Below are 14,494 nucleotides of genomic sequence, written 5' to 3'. Positions count from 1 at the left end.
GGACACCCTCCGCCTGGAAGCGGTACTTCTCGGCTCCGTCATGCGCTGAGCTTTAACCATGGAGATTTCCCGCGCAGTTGCCGATGTCCGCCCGACGCCGTGGACCGGCCGTTTCGACGGCGACGGCGAGGGGCACCGCCGCTGGTGGCAGGCCGTGGCGCCCCACACTCCCGATGCGGCCGCCCCCGGCGCGACGCAAGCAGGCGCCCGGCCCGCCGTCGTCGTGGGCTTCCGCAGTGACGAAGGCGTGCGGCGCAACAAGGGCCGTATCGGCGCGGCGGCCGCCCCGGAGGCGATCCGCCAAGCCTTGGGTCCGCTGGCTTTCCACCTCGAGCGGGACGTGTTCGACGCCGGCGACGTCGTCGTGGAGGACGGCTCGCTGGAGGCCGGCCAGGAGCGCGCGGGCCGCGTGATTTCGGAACTGCTCGACGGCGGCAAGCTCACGGTGCTGCTCGGCGGCGGGCACGAAACTGCTTTCGCCAGCTATTTGGGCGTGGCAGGCTCGGAGGCTGTGCGGGGCGGCAAGCGCCTCGGAGTCCTGAACCTGGACGCGCACTTCGACCTGCGGGACGAGCCGGTGCCGAGCTCGGGAACGCCGTTCCTGCAGATGGCCCGGGCGGAAGCCGCCGAGGGCCGCGAACTGAATTACGCCGTCGTCGGAATCTCCGAGCCAAACAACACGCGCACCCTCTTCGACACGGCGGACCGCCTAGGCGTGAAGTACCTGCTGGACGAGGACTGCTCCGCGGAGGCCGTTCGGGATTTTGTGGCGCGGTTCCTGGACACCGTGGACGTGCTGTACCTGACGATCGACCTGGACGTGCTTCCGGCGTCGGTGGCTCCCGGGGTGAGCGCACCCGCGGCGTATGGGGTGCCGCTGCCAGTCATCAGCGCTGTGTGCAAACAGCTTGCCGCGAGTGGGAAACTCCTGCACCTGGACGTTGCCGAGCTCAACCCGGAGTTCGACATCGACTCGCGGACCGCCAAGGTGGCCGCGCGCTTGGTGAACACGCTGCTGGCGTAGGGCCTCCTGAGGTGCCGTGCCCACCCGTGCCTTCCGCGCCTGCCCAACTAGCTCGCATTAGATGTCGTTTTGAGGGCTGAAAACGACATTAAGTGCGAGTTAGTTGGGTCAGGCTCGGCCTCCTCACCCTGGCGCCCGGGCCTTGGCCCGCCGGTGATCCAGCTCGCAGAATGACAGACATCCCATGACTCTTTGCTATCTTTTATGCAGGAATTGCCGCTCCCCCAACGCGGCATCCTGCAGAAGGAGGCCCCCAATGAGCACTGCCACGATTGAAAACAACGAGATCCATTTGTCCTTTGCGTCCGTCGACGAGGTCCATGCCGGACTTGACGAAGCCGTCAGCACGCTCATCGAAGCCGCTGCCGAAGACGGCCGCTGCGGGATCCTGGTGACCCGCCGGGAGCCCGGAAGCTACACGGTTGCCTTGGACGAGTCGGTCCCGTTCGGCCAAACCCGCGAGGTCCTCGCCGCCTAGGATCGATCCTAGAAATAGGTACAACAAAACCGGGGCTTGTTTCCCAGACCACGCCAAGAAGGCGCGGAATGGGAAACAAGCCCCGGTTTTTGAGCTATAGAGTCACTACGCCCGGCGCAACTCCACGCCGTCGGACTTCATGAAAAGCTGCTTGGCGGCTTCGTCGGCGCCAGGTCCTGCGGGTTCAAGCCACACAACGTTGCCGCTGTCCGAGATTTCCTGCACCTCCCCCGCCGCGACCACATGTGCGTGCCTTACGACTTCGATCCGCTCCCCCACCTTCAACGTTCCCCAGTTGGAAACGACGGCGGACTGTGCGATTCGCCTGGACAGGACTGTCCCGCGTGCCTTCATTGAACTTCTACCCCTTTGTGGATGTTCGCTACTTCAGTTGTGAACGGATATTCACCGGCAAGCCCACGACATCGTCGGCGTGGACAATGCCGTACCCATAAGTTCTACTACACAGAAAGCGCCCCGGTGGACGTATTGCCGAACATTTCCGGGGCGCTTCCTATTGTTCACGCGAACAGTATTTTGTTCGGCGTCAGGCGAGAATTCCGACGGCGGATTCGGCGGCCGTCCGCACCTCGCCGGCGCCTACAAGACGGTCCGCGGCTTCCAGCTCAGGTGAGAGGAACCGGTCGGTACCAGGACCGTCGACGACGCCGCGCAGCACCTCGATCACGGCGGTGCCGGCCGGGCCCGGGGTGAGTTCGCCACCGGACAGCTGGGTGCGGATGTCGAGGGCACGGGTGCTCGTCACGAGTTCCACAGCCAGGACGCGGCGCAGGTTCTCAATCGCCTTGCGGAGCTTGCGGGCAGCATGCCAGCCCATGGAGACGTGGTCTTCCTGCATGGCGGAGCTCGGGATGGAGTCCACCGACGCCGGGACGGCCAGTCGCTTGTTGTCCGAGACGAGTCCTGCCTGCGTGTACTGGGCGATCATGAGGCCCGAGTCCACTCCGGGGTCGTCGGCAAGGAAGGCCGGGAGACCGTGCGAGCGGGCCGGGTCCAGCATGCGGTCCGTGCGGCGCTCGGCGATGGAGGACAGGTCCGCCACGGCGATCGCCAGGAAGTCCAGGACGTACGCCACCGGGGCGCCGTGGAAGTTTCCGTTGGAGGACACGCGGCCGTCCGGGAGCACCACGGGATTGTCGATGGCCGCAGCCAACTCGCGGGAAGCCACGAGTTCGGCGTGCGTCACCGTGTCGCGGACCGCGCCGGCAACCTGGGGTGCGCAGCGGAGCGAGTATGCGTCCTGGACCTTGGTGTCATTGACACGGTGCGAAGCGACGATCGGCGAGTTGGACAGCACGCGCAGCATGTTGTCCGCGCTTGCAGCCTGGCCCGGGTGGGGCCGTAGGGCCGCGTGCAGCTCCGGCAGGAACACCTGGTCCGTGCCGAGCAGCGCCTCGACGCTGAGAGCGGCGGTGATGTCCGCCGTCGTAATCAGCAGGTGCAGGTCGGCGATCGCCATGAGCAGCATGCCGAGCATGCCCTCGGTGCCGTTGACGAGCGCAAGGCCTTCCTTTTCCGCGAGGACCACCGGCTCGATGCCGTGTGCGGCAAGAAGCTCGGCAACCGGCTTCTTGCCGGCGGCGCCGTAGAGCTCGCCGTCGGGCCCGGTGGCTTCGCCTTCGCCCATCAGGACGAGGGCGCAGTGGGACAGCGGCGCGAGGTCGCCGGAGCAACCCAGGGAGCCGAATTCACGCACCACGGGGGTGATGCCGGCGTTGAGGACGTCCACCATGGTCTGCAGGACCACGGGGCGAACGCCCGTGCGGCCCGAGGCCAGGGTCTTGGCGCGCAGGAACATGATGCCGCGGACCACTTCGCGCTCGACTGCCGGGCCCATGCCGGCCGCGTGGCTGCGGATGAGCGACTTCTGCAACTGGGTGCGGAGTTCGTTGGGGATGTGGCGGTTGGCCAGGGCGCCAAAGCCCGTGGAGACGCCGTACGCCGGGACTTCGCTGTGCGCGAGGCCGTCGATGTGGGCGCGGACCTTGGCAACCGTGTCCAGGGCTTCCTGGGAGATGGTCACCTTGGCGTCGTGGCGTGCGACGGCGACGACGTCCTCCGGCGTGACTCCGCTGGAACCGAGTGTGACGGTCAGCGGCTGGTGTGTTGTAACTGTCATTTTTCCTCGTTCTTCCCAACTAGCTCGCAGTTGTTGTCGTTTTGGGGCGCCATAACGACATCTAATGCGAGCTGGTTGGGGTTGTGGGGTCTGGTTAGTTGGTTTCCTGCATGGGGATGCGGACGCCGCGTTCGTGGGCGACCTCGACGGCGCGGGCGTAGCCGGCGTCGGCGTGGCGGATGACGCCCATGCCGGGGTCGTTGGTGAGGAGGCGTTCGAGTTTCTCGGCGGCGAGGTCGGTGCCGTCAGCGACGGAGACCTGGCCTGCGTGCAGGGACCGGCCGATGCCCACGCCGCCGCCGTGGTGGATGGAGACCCAGGTGGCGCCGGAGGAGGTGTTGATCAGGGCGTTCAGCAGCGGCCAGTCGGCGATCGCGTCGGAGCCGTCGGCCATGGACTCGGTTTCCCGATAGGGGGAGGCCACGGAGCCGGAGTCCAGGTGGTCGCGGCCGATCACGATGGGGGCCTTGACTTTGCCTTCCTTGACGAGCTGGTTGAACAGCAGCCCGGCTTTGGCGCGTTCGCCGTAGCCGAGCCAGCAGATGCGGGCGGGCAGACCTTCGAATTCGACGCGCTCGGCGGCGGCGTCGAGCCACTTGTGCAGGTGGGTGTTTTCCGGGAAGAGTTCCTTGATCGCGGCGTCGGTCACGGCGATGTCTTCGGGGTCACCGGAGAGCGCGACCCAGCGGAACGGGCCCAGGCCCTCGCAGAACAGCGGACGGATGTAGGCCGGGACGAAGCCGGGGAACTCGAACGCCCGGTCGTAGCCGCCCTTGCGGGCCTCGTCGCGGATCGAGTTGCCGTAGTCGAAGACCTCGGCGCCGGCGTCCTGGAATTCCACCATGGCCTGGACATGGCGGGCCATGGAGGCCTGGGCCTTCTTGGTGAATCCTTCGGGGTCGGCTTCGGCCTCGGTGTGCCATTGGGCCACGGTGATGCCTTCGGGCAGGTAGGAGAGCGGGTCGTGGGCGCTGGTCTGGTCGGTCACGACGTCGATGGTCAGCTCCCCGGCCTTGTGCCGGGCGAGGAGTTCGGGGAAGACTTCGGCGGCGTTGCCGACGTACCCGACGGACCAGCCGCGGCGCTCTTCCTTGGCCTTGAGGACCTTGGCGATCGCGGCGTCGAGGTCGGTTTCGACCTCGTCCAGGTAGCGTTTGCCGGCGCGGCGGCGCAGCCGGGTCTCGTCGACGTCCACGATCAGGCAGGCCCCGTCGTTCAGGGTCACGGCCAACGGCTGGGCCCCGCCCATGCCACCGCACCCGCCGGTCAGGGTCAGGGTCCCGGCGAGCGGCCCCTCGGTGGAGCCTTCCGCGGCGGGGGCCGGGTGGCGGCCGGTGTCATGCCTGGCGGCCGCGAGTTTGTTCCCGACGGCGGCGAAGGTTTCGTAGGTGCCCTGCAGGATGCCCTGGGTGCCGATGTAGATCCAGGACCCCGCGGTCATCTGCCCGTACATCATCAGGCCCTCGGCCTCGAGGCGGCGGAACTCGGGCCACGTTGCCCAGTCGCCCACGAGGTTGGAGTTGGCCAGCAACACCCTCGGCGCCCATTCGTGGGTGCGGAACACGCCGACGGGCTTGCCGGACTGGACGAGCAGGGTCTCGTCCTTCTCCATGGTCTCCAGGGTCCGGGTGATCGCGTCGAACGCGGCCCAGGAACGCACTGCCCGGCCCGTGCCGCCATACACCACCAGGTCATCCGGTCGTTCGGCGACCTCCGGGTCCAGGTTGTTCATCAACATGCGCAACGGCGCTTCTGTCTGCCAGCTCTTCGCGGTGAGCTCGGTGCCGCGGGCGGCCCGGACAGGGCGGGCTCCGGTAGTGAAATCGGCGGGTGCCATGATGACTCCTTCGTCTCTGGAGGTTGCTAGGTGGAAGTCCTTCTGTATCCAGTAGAGCCCCTCCGCAAGGGTCTTGGAATGGCTTTAGGGAGGCTACTGTCCGGAATACCAGACTCAACTGACTCGCAGTTGTTGTCGTTATGAGCGCCCAAAACGACAACAACTGCGAGTCAGTTGGGCGGGGGCGGGCTAGGAAGGGTGGGGGCCGGCTAGGACGGGCGGCCGTGGATGCGGATCGAGAGTTCGTCCGCCGTTTTCTGGATCCGGGCCGCCAACGCGGGCCATTCCTCAGGCGGCACCCGGTCCTCGAGGAATGTCACCGCGACTGCCGCCGTCGGCCAGCCCAAATGATCGGTGACGGCGGCGGCCACGGAACCGAAGCCGGGCGTGACTTCGCCGTGTTCCGTGGCGTACCCGCGCTGCCGGACCTGGTCCAAATGCGATGACAAGGCCGAGTACTTCATGATGGGCGATTCCATCTCGTGCCGGGCGGTAAAGGCGGCGGCGTTCGGATAAAGGGCCCTGACCTGCGATTTCGGCAGTGCAGCCAGGATCGCGCGCCCGCTGGCCGTGAGGTGGCTGGGAAGCCGGACCCCAACGTCGGTCACGAGGGACGGGCGGTTCTTAGCCCGCTCCTCCACGATGTAAAGCACATCGCGGCCGTGCAGGACGGCCAAGTGCGCGCTCTCGCCGATCGCATCCACGAGGGCGGCGAGCATGGGGCGGCCGAGCCGCGACAATGGCTCTTGCCGCGAGTACGCCGAACTAAGTTCAAAGGCACTGATGCCGAGCCCGTAGCGCTGCTCCTCATGAAGGTGCAGGACGAATCCGTTGGCCTCCATGACGCCAAGCAGGTGGTAGACGCTGGACCGGGGCAGGCCCAGCGCGGTGGCGATGTTGGACGCTGCCATCGGGCCACGCCGGGACGCAAGCAACTTCAGGATGCGCAGGGTGTTCTCGGCAGCCGGGACCTTGGAAGCGGCCCGGCCTTGAGTGGATGGCTGTATGGTCATGGCTCCTCTTCGAGTGCACGGTAATGCCCGGCCCACCCCTTCTGCCTCCAAGGCGGCCAGGCAGGTGTCCGGGATCCCGTACTTAAGCGTGCGCCCAGCGGAGCGGATCGGAAAGCCAATCAGAACATTAAGGTGTCTGGAATACCAGACATTCGCACCCGAAACAACGAATCGGCGGCGCAGCGTCTGAGAACCGAGACAACGATGTCCCGTGAGTCCCATCACAGCCCGCTCCGGAATGGTCTGCTGGTTAACAGTCCCCCTCCCAATGACGAGAAGGTATTCGCATGCAGCAAGCCCCAACAGCCGTCAGGACGCCGGCCGCCAAAGTCGTCGAAGGCGCGGTCACCACCGTTCTCAGCCGCGGCCTCAACGTCCGCCACATCCGCTTCATGGCGCTCGGTTCGGCCATCGGAACAGGCCTCTTCTACGGTTCCGCGTCTGCGATCCAAAAGGCCGGCCCGTCGGTTCTCTTCGCATACATGATCGGTGGGGCCGCCGTCTTCATGGTGATGCGGGCCCTCGGCGAAATGGCCGTCCGCCACCCCGTCTCCGGCTCGTTCGGCCAGTACGCCAGCCGCTACCTCGGACCGCTGGCAGGGTTCATCACCGGGTGGACCTACGTCTTCGAGATGGCCATCGTGGCAATCGCGGACGTGACGGCCTTCAGCATCTACATGGGCTTTTGGTTCCCGCAGGTGGACCGGTGGATCTGGGTCCTGGCGATTATCTTCCTCCTCGGCGCCATGAACCTCCTAAGCGTCAAGGTCTTCGGCGAGCTCGAGTTCTGGTTCTCGCTCATCAAGGTGGTGGCGATCATCGCCATGATTGCCGGCGGCGCTGGGATCATCGTGTTCGGCTTCCGCTCCGGCAACGGCGGTGTGGCGCCGGGGCTGGGTAACCTCGTTGACCACGGAGGCCTGTTCCCCAACGGTTTCGGCGGTCTCCTGGCCTCGTTCGCCGTCGTCATGTTCGCCTTCGGCGGGATCGAAACGATCGGCATTACTGCAGGTGAAGCCGCCGACCCCAAGAAGGTCATTCCGCAGGCCGTCAACACCGTCCCGGTGCGCGTACTGCTGTTCTACGTCCTGACGCTCGGTGTGCTCATGAGCCTGTTCCCGTGGAACGAAATCGGGAACAACGGCAGCCCGTTCGTGCAGATCTTCAGCGGCCTCGGCATCCCCGCAGCGCCCCACATCCTCAATGCCGTAGTCATCACCTCGGCACTGTCGGCCATCAATAGCGACATCTTCGGCGCCGGACGCATCCTCTTCGGGCTTTCCCAGCAAGGGCATGCCCCGAAGAGCTTCGGCAAGATCTCAAGGCACGGTGTTCCGTGGATGACCGTGGTCCTCATGGGCGGCATCCTACTGGTGGGCGTGGTGCTCAACGCGGTCATCCCCGAGGACGTCTTCCTCGTGATCGCATCCATCGCCACGTTCGCGACAGTCTGGGTGTGGGTCATGATCCTCGCCTCGCACGTTGCCATGAAGCGCGAAATCAAGCGCAAGCGACTTCCGGCGTCGGAATTCGCCTCGCCGTGGTGGCCTGCGGCGTCGGTGGCAACCATCGCCTTCATGGCCCTCGTGATCGTGATCCTTGGCGTCTTCGAGGACACCCGCGTGGCCCTGTACGTCGGCGCCGTGTGGCTCGGGCTGCTGGTGCTGGCCTACAAGCTCTGGGTCCGCGGCGGCGGACGGTTGCGCGCCGAGCTGGTCGACGAAACAGCCTCGATGCCGGTGGTCGCCCGGCGCTCCTAGCGTCCCTGACGAGGACGACGACGGCGGCTCCCGCCCAGCCGTCGACCGTCACCGTCCTTGGAAATGCCCTTGGCATGGTTCCGCACATCCTCGGCGTGCAGGCGATCCATCACCGCGGCGGGCGTCCGACGGCGGCCGGTGCGCCGCCGTCGCGGTCTTTGTGGCGGCTGATCCGCGTGGGCTTCATCGTGGGTGCGAGCAACCCGAAGTCAATCGTGTTCTTCGTGGCCGTGCTGCCCCAATTCGTGGCATATTCGGGCGGCAGCATTCCGCTCCAGCTCACCACGGCGGATCTCCACCTTGGGTGCCACGGGCGGGGTCATGATGATCGGGCTCGGCGGAACCCTGGCGCTCACCGGCACCAAGACTTAGGGCAGCGGGACCAGGAGCGGCCACGGCGTCAGCCGGCCGGAAGCCAATCCACGTGCGAATCCGAGTCGTAGACCCGGCAAACCCGAACGCTGTCCTGGGCAGGACCATCGACAAGCTTGGTGGTGATCTTCATGAGGATGTCGTACGACGCGAGGCCCGAGGCCGCCGTTGACTGGACAGGGTTCCCGGAGAAGGCGATCGAGACAACGGTGAATGGCCGGGGCACCACGGTTCCGGTCACGATGGCGGAGTGGGCGGCATCGCTTTGCAGCCTCGCAGTGCAGCTGTCCTTTATACGTTGGACCCCGGCCGCGTCGAGCCCCTGCGCCACAGGAGCAGGAACAGCGGGAGCCGGAGCGGGCACGGCGGGCGCCGGGACAGGGGCATCGGGCTTGGCGCTGCCCGCCGGGGCAGGGACCGGGGCGGGTGCCGGGGCCTGACTTGAAGGTGCGGCGCCGGCCGGAGTGTTGGCAGCTGCACTGTTGGCGGCTGGCGCTGACGCGGAGGCACTCGGCGTCGCGGCCGGCGTCGCGCTTGCACCAGCCGCAGAAGCCGACGCACTGACGGTGACCGACGGCGCCGCGCCGGCAATCGAGGTTGATGAGCTCTGTGTGGCGTTGAGGGTGATTGCCCCCGCCAGCCCGACCGCCACCACGCCCGCAACGACGATTCCTGTCTTTGCAGCTCGCCTCATTGTTCCCCCTCCCAGACCTGACGGAACATTTGCCTTGAGCGTAGGGACTGTTCGCCCAGCCCGGCATGCGTAGCCCCTACCTGTCTTTTGCCCGGACTACCCGGGTGACCACTTGCTTGCCTTGGGACGTGTCCGAGTAGTGGTCCAAGTGACGTGAGTGGCCCATGTTCCATAACGGGTAAAAGTCACTCATGTGTCACGTGTGGTCGGCGCCTACCTTTGGTAGATCGCGACTGCAAAGGAGTGATTCCGATGTTCGATCCGTATTCAAGGCACGCCGCGCGGATGCGCAAGCAGCGCCGCCGCGAGCTGGCTTCGCGACTGTGCCAGCTATATTCCAGGGCAGCCAAACACGCCAAAACGACGGCGTCCCCTTTCAAGGTGGGCGACTATGTGGCCGGTGACGATCCCTTCAACGGATGCCAAGAGGGAGTCGTGGCTGTCATCAAAGGCTCGTCGGTTGGCTTGCATACCGTCGTACCGAGACGCGGCGCCGTGGTCTACTACGACTACCGCCAGCTGAGAAAGCCGTGGTGAACATGTCCGCCGCCGGCATTCCAGCCAACCGATTCATGACAATTGCAGAGGTCGCCGAAGCGCTGCGGGTTTCCAGGATGACCGTCTACCGCCTCGTGAACTCCCATGCCATTCATGCTGTGCGGTTCGGGCGGTCCTACCGCGTTCCGGAGTCGGCGGTTGAGTCCTACATCGAGCATTCCGCCGTTGACGAGGCCGGGCCTAATCCGGACGACGGCGGCTCGGCAGACGACTGAACCCTGCGCGAACCAGCGCACGACGGCGGCGCGGTGTCGCAGTTAGGAGGTTGCGCAGACCGCGCGGTTCCGGCCGAGGGACTTGGCCTGGTAGAGGGCTTTGTCGGCGGCCACGACCATGTGGGCAACCTCGGCATTGTCGAGGGTGCTGGGGGCGATGCCATAGCTCACCGTGGGGAAAGTGATGCCGTCCGGAGCTTCTGCCGAGGCCAAACGGCGGCTGATTTCGCCGGCGATGATCTCGGCGCTCTCCACATCGGCCCCTGGAAGGAGGATGGTGAATTCCTCCCCGCCATACCTCCCTACGAGGTCTGTGTGGCGGACCGAGGCCCGGCACGCTGCAGCGAAGGCTTGGATGGCGGTATCGCCGGCAGCGTGGCCATGGCTGTCATTGAGGGACTTGAAGTGGTCGAGGTCGGCGAGGATCAGCGTGCAAACCGATCCCGCGGAGTGCAGCCTGTTGATTTCCTGGGTGGCCAACTCCATGAAAGCCGTGCGGTTCAGGAGCCCCGTCAGGCCGTCCCGGGTGGCGCGCTCGTTGAGGCCGTTGATGAGCTGCTCGTTGCTCAGTGCGGTCATGCTGAAGGACACGGTGACCAGGAGCACGATAGTGACCACGCTGGTGGTTGCCGAGCTGAGGTAGGTACCGAAGTCCGGGCCGTCGGGCCCTTCCACGAGGTAGGCGATCCCCCGGCAAAAGAAGAAGGACGCCAGCACTCCCGCGGCGAGCGCCAAGGAGCGGTGGGCCTGTGAAACGCTGGGCTTCAGCCGCCAGAGTTCAACTGTTGCGAAACCCATGCCCAAGGACATCATGGCCAGATACACCAGGCCGCCGGACCACACGTTGGTGGCGGGGTTCTCCAGCGCTGCGGCCACGGCGGTGGCGGCGGGTCCCGCGAGGAGCTGCCATCGCGGCGTCCGGAGCAACCTCAACGAACGCGAGCCCGCCCACACACTGAACGCGCCCGCCACCAGCAAAGCATTGCCGAGGGGACCCGCCCAGATTTGCTGGGAAGTGCCGCTGAGCAGGTACGCCATGTTCCCCGAGAGCAAGAAAACGAGGGCGAGGCACCACCAGCCGCTGTACGCGGAGCGGGTCCGGCGGAACGATCCGAAGAACAGCAGGCAGAGCGTAAACGCGACAATGCCCAGAGCTATCTTCAAGCTGGCCGGATCGAGACCCATATGTGCTCCCCTCGTGCGCACCAGCCTACGACATTGAGGGGCAGTTAACGGGCGGACCAGCCCCCGTCCATCGTGTAGCTGGCCCCGGTGACCATGCCGGCGTCGTCGGACGCTATCCACGCGGCCAGCGACGCTACTTCCGCGGGCTCCACGAGGCGCTTCACCGCGGACTCCGTCAGCATGACCTTCGCCAGGACTTCCGATTCGGGGATGCCGTGCAGCAGGGCCTGGTCTGCGATCTGCTTCTCGACGAGCGGCGTACGCACGTACCCCGGATTGATGCAGTTGGAGGTGACTCCGTGCTGGCCGCCCTCAAGGGCAGTCACTTTGCTGAGCCCCTCAAGCCCGTGCTTGGCCGAGACATACGCGCTCTTGAACGCCGATGCCCGCAGCCCGTGGACCGAGGAGATGTTGATGATCCGGCCGAATCCGTTGGCGTACATATGCGGGAGTGCGGCCCGGATGAGCAGGAAAGGGGCCTCGAGCATGAGGGTCAGGATGCGGTGGAAATCCGCCGGTTCGAACTCCTCGATCGGAGCAACCTTCTGGATGCCGGCGTTGTTGACGAGGATGTCGCAATCCAGGCTGAGGCCGGCGAGCGCTTCGGTGTCTAGCAGGTCGACGGCCCAGGCGGTGCCGCCCAGCGTGTCGGCGATCGCCGCGGCTCCGTCGGCATCGACGTCGGCCACCACAACCTTCGCGCCCCGCGCGGCGAGGGCCGTGGCACATGCCGCCCCGATGCCGCTTGCCCCGCCGGTGACCAGGGCCTTGCGGCCCTCCAGGGTCATGCCCGGGCTCCCACGGGGAGTCCGTGGCGAACGGCGTCAGCGTTGTCGACGTCTTCCAGCGCCACGCCGCGGGTCTCCTTGAGCGTCAGGACCACGACGGCGGTGATCGCGCAGGAGATCACCAGGTAGATGGCGGTGGGCATCCAGGATCCGGTGTCCTTGAGCCACTCGGTCGCCAGCAGCGGGGCGAGCGAACCGGCGAAGATCGAGGTGACCTGCGAGCCAAGGGAGACGCCAGAGTAGCGCATGCGGGTGGGGAAGAGCTCGGTCATGATGGCCGGCTGCCCCGCGTACATGAAGGCGTGCAGGCACAGGCCGATGGTCACGGCGAGGACGATCACCACGGGGTTCTTGGTGTCGAACATGGGGAAGGCGAAGAACGGCCAGGTGGCACCGCTGATGGCGCCGATCAGGTAAACCGGCTTGCGTCCCCAAGTGTCTGCCAGCCGGCCCAGTTGCGGGATGACGACGAAGTGGACAACGTGCGCGATCAGCAGGGCGAGCAGCAGAGAGGAGGTGTCGTACTTGTCCACGCTCTTGAGGTACACGATGGAGAAGCTCACCACGAGGTAATACATGATGTTCTCGGCCAGCCGCAGTCCCATGGCCTGGAGGATGCCCTTGGGGTACTTGCGGATGACTTCGCCGACGCCGTAGCTCACGGCTTCTTCCTTCTCCACCTGGGCTTTTGCCTCAAGGAAGATGGGAGCCTCGGTCACGTGGGTGCGGATGTAGTAGCCCACGAAGACAATCACTGCGGAGAGCCAGAAGGCCACGCGCCATCCCCAGCTCAGGAAGGCAGCGCTGCTGAGGGTGGTGGACATGACGAACAGGACCAGCGTGGCAAGGAGGTTGCCGACGGGAACGGCGGCCTGCGGCCAGCTTGACCAGAATCCGCGGGACTCCTTGGGGCTGTGTTCTGCCACCAGCAGCACTGCGCCGCCCCATTCGCCACCCAGCGCGAAGCCCTGGATGAAGCGGAGCGCCACGAGCATGGCCGGCGCCCAGTAGCCGAGGTCGGCGAAGCCCGGGAGGCAGCCCATGAGGAAAGTGGAGACCCCGACAATCACGATCGTGAGCTGCAGGGTGGGTTTGCGGCCGAGCTTGTCGCCGATCTGGCCGAAGACGATGCCACCGAGTGGGCGGGCCACGAAGCCCACCGCGTACGTCAGGAACGCCTGGATGATGCCGTCAAGGTCGTTGCCGGTGGGCGGGAAGAAGTACTTGCCGAAAACCAGCGTTGCGGCGGTGGCATAGAGGAAGAATTCGTACCATTCAACTACCGTGCCCACCATCGAGGCGGCAACGATCTTCTTGAGGCCTGCGGCCTTGCCGGGGGCAGCGCTTGCTGCGGAGCGTTGTCCTACGCTCATGTCCATCTCCTTAGTGTCCACACTGACACGTGCTGTGATCCACAACACGAAATGCTCCAATGAGTATTGCCGCACAATTCCGGGGCTTCAATACCCAAAATGGCACCCTATATGTGCAGAATTGCAGATATGAATCCGAATCCCGACGACCTCCTTGTCCTGCTCGCGGTATCGCGCTCAGGAAAGTTCACGACGGCGGCCCAGGCCTTGGGCCTGAACCACACCACCGTTTCCCGCAGGATCGCCGCGCTCGAGAAGGCGCTCGGCGGCCGTGTGCTCGCGAGGGCTGCGGGTGGCTGGGAAGTCACGGAGCTCGGTGCCGAGGCAGTGGGCGTGGCAGAGCGGATCGAAGCGGCAGTGGGCACGCTGGGACCGGAAGACCGCGCGCCGGACCCGATTGCCGGCGTCGTACGCATGACCGCAACCGACGGTTTCAGCGCATACATCGCGGCACCCGCCGTGGCGCGATTGCGGCGATCGCATCCTGGCCTCACGGTCGAGATCATCACCGTGACGCGTCGGGCGCTCCAGCAACGTTCCGGACTGGACCTCGAGGTGGTGGTGGGCGAACCCCAGGTGCACCGGGCCGAGGCTGTGCTTTTGGGCGAGTACATGCTGGGAATGTACGCCTCGCGCGAGTACTTGGCTTTTCACGGCCTGCCCGGCACGGTGGAGGAGCTGACGCAGCATCAGCTGGTCTATTTCGTGGATTCCATGCTGCAGGTGGACGATCTCGATGCCCCGCGCCGGCTGGTCCCCTCCATGCGCGACGGCCTGAGCTCCACCAACGTCTTCGTCCACGTGGAAGCGACGCGCGCCGGAGCCGGCGTCGGTTTCCTCCCGTGCTTCATGGCGGACCGGCACCCGGACCTGGTGCGGCTGCTGCCCTCGGATTTCGCGGAGCTGCTGCCCTATTGGATGGTCCTGCGGCCCGACTCGATGCGCCGCCCGGCCGTTGCCGCCGTCGTGCACGCCCTGCAAGAGGAGACGGCCGCCCACCGCGAGCTGCTGCTGGCGCGCCGCTGAGCAACATCGATTGCTGAGTAACTGTCGTTTT

General features: G+C 65.9%; 14 protein-coding genes and 1 pseudogene. 7 read left to right on the top strand and 8 right to left on the bottom strand.

Features of this window, described 5'->3' with window-relative positions:
• Positions 1 to 58: 58 nt before the first annotated feature.
• On the top strand, positions 59 to 1,024 hold the full coding sequence (gene hutG, locus KNN17_RS02180) for a formimidoylglutamase (protein ID WP_241707309.1): 966 nt from the start codon (positions 59 to 61) through the stop codon (positions 1,022 to 1,024).
• Positions 1,025 to 1,280: 256 nt separating this feature from the next.
• Complete coding sequence (locus KNN17_RS02175; RefSeq protein WP_059388456.1) at positions 1,281 to 1,502, top strand: hypothetical protein; 222 nt, start codon at positions 1,281 to 1,283, stop codon at positions 1,500 to 1,502.
• A gap of 105 nt (positions 1,503 to 1,607) precedes the next feature.
• Here KNN17_RS02175 and KNN17_RS02170 read toward each other — a convergent pair whose 3' ends face one another.
• From KNN17_RS02170 to KNN17_RS02155, 4 genes are all read right to left on the bottom strand, one after another.
• The gene (locus KNN17_RS02170) at positions 1,608 to 1,856 is read right to left on the bottom strand and encodes a hypothetical protein (RefSeq protein WP_241707308.1); all 249 of its coding nucleotides are present in this window, start codon (positions 1,854 to 1,856) and stop codon (positions 1,608 to 1,610) included.
• A gap of 193 nt (positions 1,857 to 2,049) precedes the next feature.
• On the bottom strand, positions 2,050 to 3,642 hold the full coding sequence (hutH, locus tag KNN17_RS02165) for a histidine ammonia-lyase (protein WP_241707307.1): 1,593 nt from the start codon (positions 3,640 to 3,642) through the stop codon (positions 2,050 to 2,052).
• A 94-nt stretch (positions 3,643 to 3,736) separates the two neighbouring features.
• On the bottom strand, positions 3,737 to 5,479 hold the full coding sequence (locus KNN17_RS02160) for a urocanate hydratase (RefSeq protein ID WP_241707306.1): 1,743 nt from the start codon (positions 5,477 to 5,479) through the stop codon (positions 3,737 to 3,739).
• 209 nt (positions 5,480 to 5,688) lie between these two features.
• Positions 5,689 to 6,492, bottom strand: a complete 804-nt coding sequence (locus KNN17_RS02155) for an IclR family transcriptional regulator (protein ID WP_078106826.1) — start codon at positions 6,490 to 6,492, stop codon at positions 5,689 to 5,691.
• A gap of 287 nt (positions 6,493 to 6,779) precedes the next feature.
• Here KNN17_RS02155 and KNN17_RS02150 point away from each other — a divergent pair, with 287 nt between their 5' ends.
• The gene (locus KNN17_RS02150; protein WP_241707305.1) at positions 6,780 to 8,252 is read left to right on the top strand and encodes an amino acid permease; all 1,473 of its coding nucleotides are present in this window, start codon (positions 6,780 to 6,782) and stop codon (positions 8,250 to 8,252) included.
• A 47-nt stretch (positions 8,253 to 8,299) separates the two neighbouring features.
• Positions 8,300 to 8,624 (top strand): annotated as a pseudogene (locus KNN17_RS02145) (LysE family transporter); the annotation flags it as partial.
• Positions 8,625 to 8,652: 28 nt separating this feature from the next.
• On the opposite strand, the gene KNN17_RS02140 reads toward KNN17_RS02145, so the two are convergent.
• Positions 8,653 to 9,318, bottom strand: a complete 666-nt coding sequence (locus KNN17_RS02140; RefSeq protein WP_241707304.1) for a hypothetical protein — start codon at positions 9,316 to 9,318, stop codon at positions 8,653 to 8,655.
• 252 nt (positions 9,319 to 9,570) lie between these two features.
• Between KNN17_RS02140 and KNN17_RS02135 the strand changes: the two genes are divergently transcribed.
• Positions 9,571 to 9,855 (top strand): hypothetical protein, encoded by a 285-nt coding sequence (locus tag KNN17_RS02135; RefSeq protein WP_241707303.1) that lies wholly within the window; start codon positions 9,571 to 9,573, stop codon positions 9,853 to 9,855.
• A gap of 2 nt (positions 9,856 to 9,857) precedes the next feature.
• Positions 9,858 to 10,091: a helix-turn-helix domain-containing protein gene (locus tag KNN17_RS02130; protein ID WP_241707366.1), complete on the top strand. Its 234-nt coding sequence runs from the start codon at positions 9,858 to 9,860 to the stop codon at positions 10,089 to 10,091.
• Positions 10,092 to 10,133: 42 nt separating this feature from the next.
• On the opposite strand, the gene KNN17_RS02125 is transcribed toward KNN17_RS02130, so the two are convergent.
• The 3 genes from KNN17_RS02125 to KNN17_RS02115 are packed head-to-tail and all read right to left on the bottom strand — an operon-like array spanning position 10,134 to position 13,437.
• Positions 10,134 to 11,276: a GGDEF domain-containing protein gene (locus KNN17_RS02125; RefSeq protein ID WP_241707302.1), complete on the bottom strand. Its 1,143-nt coding sequence runs from the start codon at positions 11,274 to 11,276 to the stop codon at positions 10,134 to 10,136.
• A gap of 44 nt (positions 11,277 to 11,320) precedes the next feature.
• Entirely contained in the window at positions 11,321 to 12,064 is a 744-nt protein-coding gene (locus tag KNN17_RS02120) for a 3-hydroxybutyrate dehydrogenase (protein ID WP_241707301.1), read from the bottom strand.
• Complete coding sequence (locus KNN17_RS02115; RefSeq protein WP_241707300.1) at positions 12,061 to 13,437, bottom strand: MFS transporter; 1,377 nt, start codon at positions 13,435 to 13,437, stop codon at positions 12,061 to 12,063. Before KNN17_RS02115 ends, KNN17_RS02120 begins: the two co-directional genes overlap by 4 nt.
• A gap of 129 nt (positions 13,438 to 13,566) precedes the next feature.
• On the opposite strand from KNN17_RS02115, the gene KNN17_RS02110 reads away from it, so the two are divergent.
• A complete protein-coding gene (locus KNN17_RS02110) occupies positions 13,567 to 14,463 on the top strand; it encodes a LysR family transcriptional regulator (protein ID WP_078106838.1) in 897 nt (298 codons plus the stop codon).
• Positions 14,464 to 14,494 lie beyond the last annotated feature (31 nt).

Origin of the sequence: Arthrobacter bambusae, from assembly GCF_022606295.1 — a bacterium.
GTDB lineage: Bacteria > Actinomycetota > Actinomycetes > Actinomycetales > Micrococcaceae > Arthrobacter > Arthrobacter bambusae_A.
This window is presented reverse-complemented; position numbering and strand designations above follow the sequence as displayed.

Bases quoted from the DNA above. Each gene is read 5' to 3' on its own strand.
- hutG (WP_241707309.1), top strand. From the start codon at position 59: ATGGAGATTTCCCGCGCAGTTGCCGATGTCCGCCCGACGCCGTGGACC.
- KNN17_RS02175 (WP_059388456.1), top strand. From the start codon at position 1,281: ATGAGCACTGCCACGATTGAAAACAACGAGATCCATTTGTCCTTTGCG.
- KNN17_RS02170 (WP_241707308.1), bottom strand. From the start codon at position 1,856: ATGAAGGCACGCGGGACAGTCCTGTCCAGGCGAATCGCACAGTCCGCC.
- hutH (WP_241707307.1), bottom strand. From the start codon at position 3,642: ATGACAGTTACAACACACCAGCCGCTGACCGTCACACTCGGTTCCAGC.
- KNN17_RS02160 (WP_241707306.1), bottom strand. From the start codon at position 5,479: ATGGCACCCGCCGATTTCACTACCGGAGCCCGCCCTGTCCGGGCCGCC.
- KNN17_RS02155 (WP_078106826.1), bottom strand. From the start codon at position 6,492: ATGACCATACAGCCATCCACTCAAGGCCGGGCCGCTTCCAAGGTCCCG.
- KNN17_RS02150 (WP_241707305.1), top strand. From the start codon at position 6,780: ATGCAGCAAGCCCCAACAGCCGTCAGGACGCCGGCCGCCAAAGTCGTC.
- KNN17_RS02140 (WP_241707304.1), bottom strand. From the start codon at position 9,318: ATGAGGCGAGCTGCAAAGACAGGAATCGTCGTTGCGGGCGTGGTGGCG.
- KNN17_RS02135 (WP_241707303.1), top strand. From the start codon at position 9,571: ATGTTCGATCCGTATTCAAGGCACGCCGCGCGGATGCGCAAGCAGCGC.
- KNN17_RS02130 (WP_241707366.1), top strand. From the start codon at position 9,858: ATGTCCGCCGCCGGCATTCCAGCCAACCGATTCATGACAATTGCAGAG.
- KNN17_RS02125 (WP_241707302.1), bottom strand. From the start codon at position 11,276: ATGGGTCTCGATCCGGCCAGCTTGAAGATAGCTCTGGGCATTGTCGCG.
- KNN17_RS02120 (WP_241707301.1), bottom strand. From the start codon at position 12,064: ATGACCCTGGAGGGCCGCAAGGCCCTGGTCACCGGCGGGGCAAGCGGC.
- KNN17_RS02115 (WP_241707300.1), bottom strand. From the start codon at position 13,437: ATGAGCGTAGGACAACGCTCCGCAGCAAGCGCTGCCCCCGGCAAGGCC.
- KNN17_RS02110 (WP_078106838.1), top strand. From the start codon at position 13,567: ATGAATCCGAATCCCGACGACCTCCTTGTCCTGCTCGCGGTATCGCGC.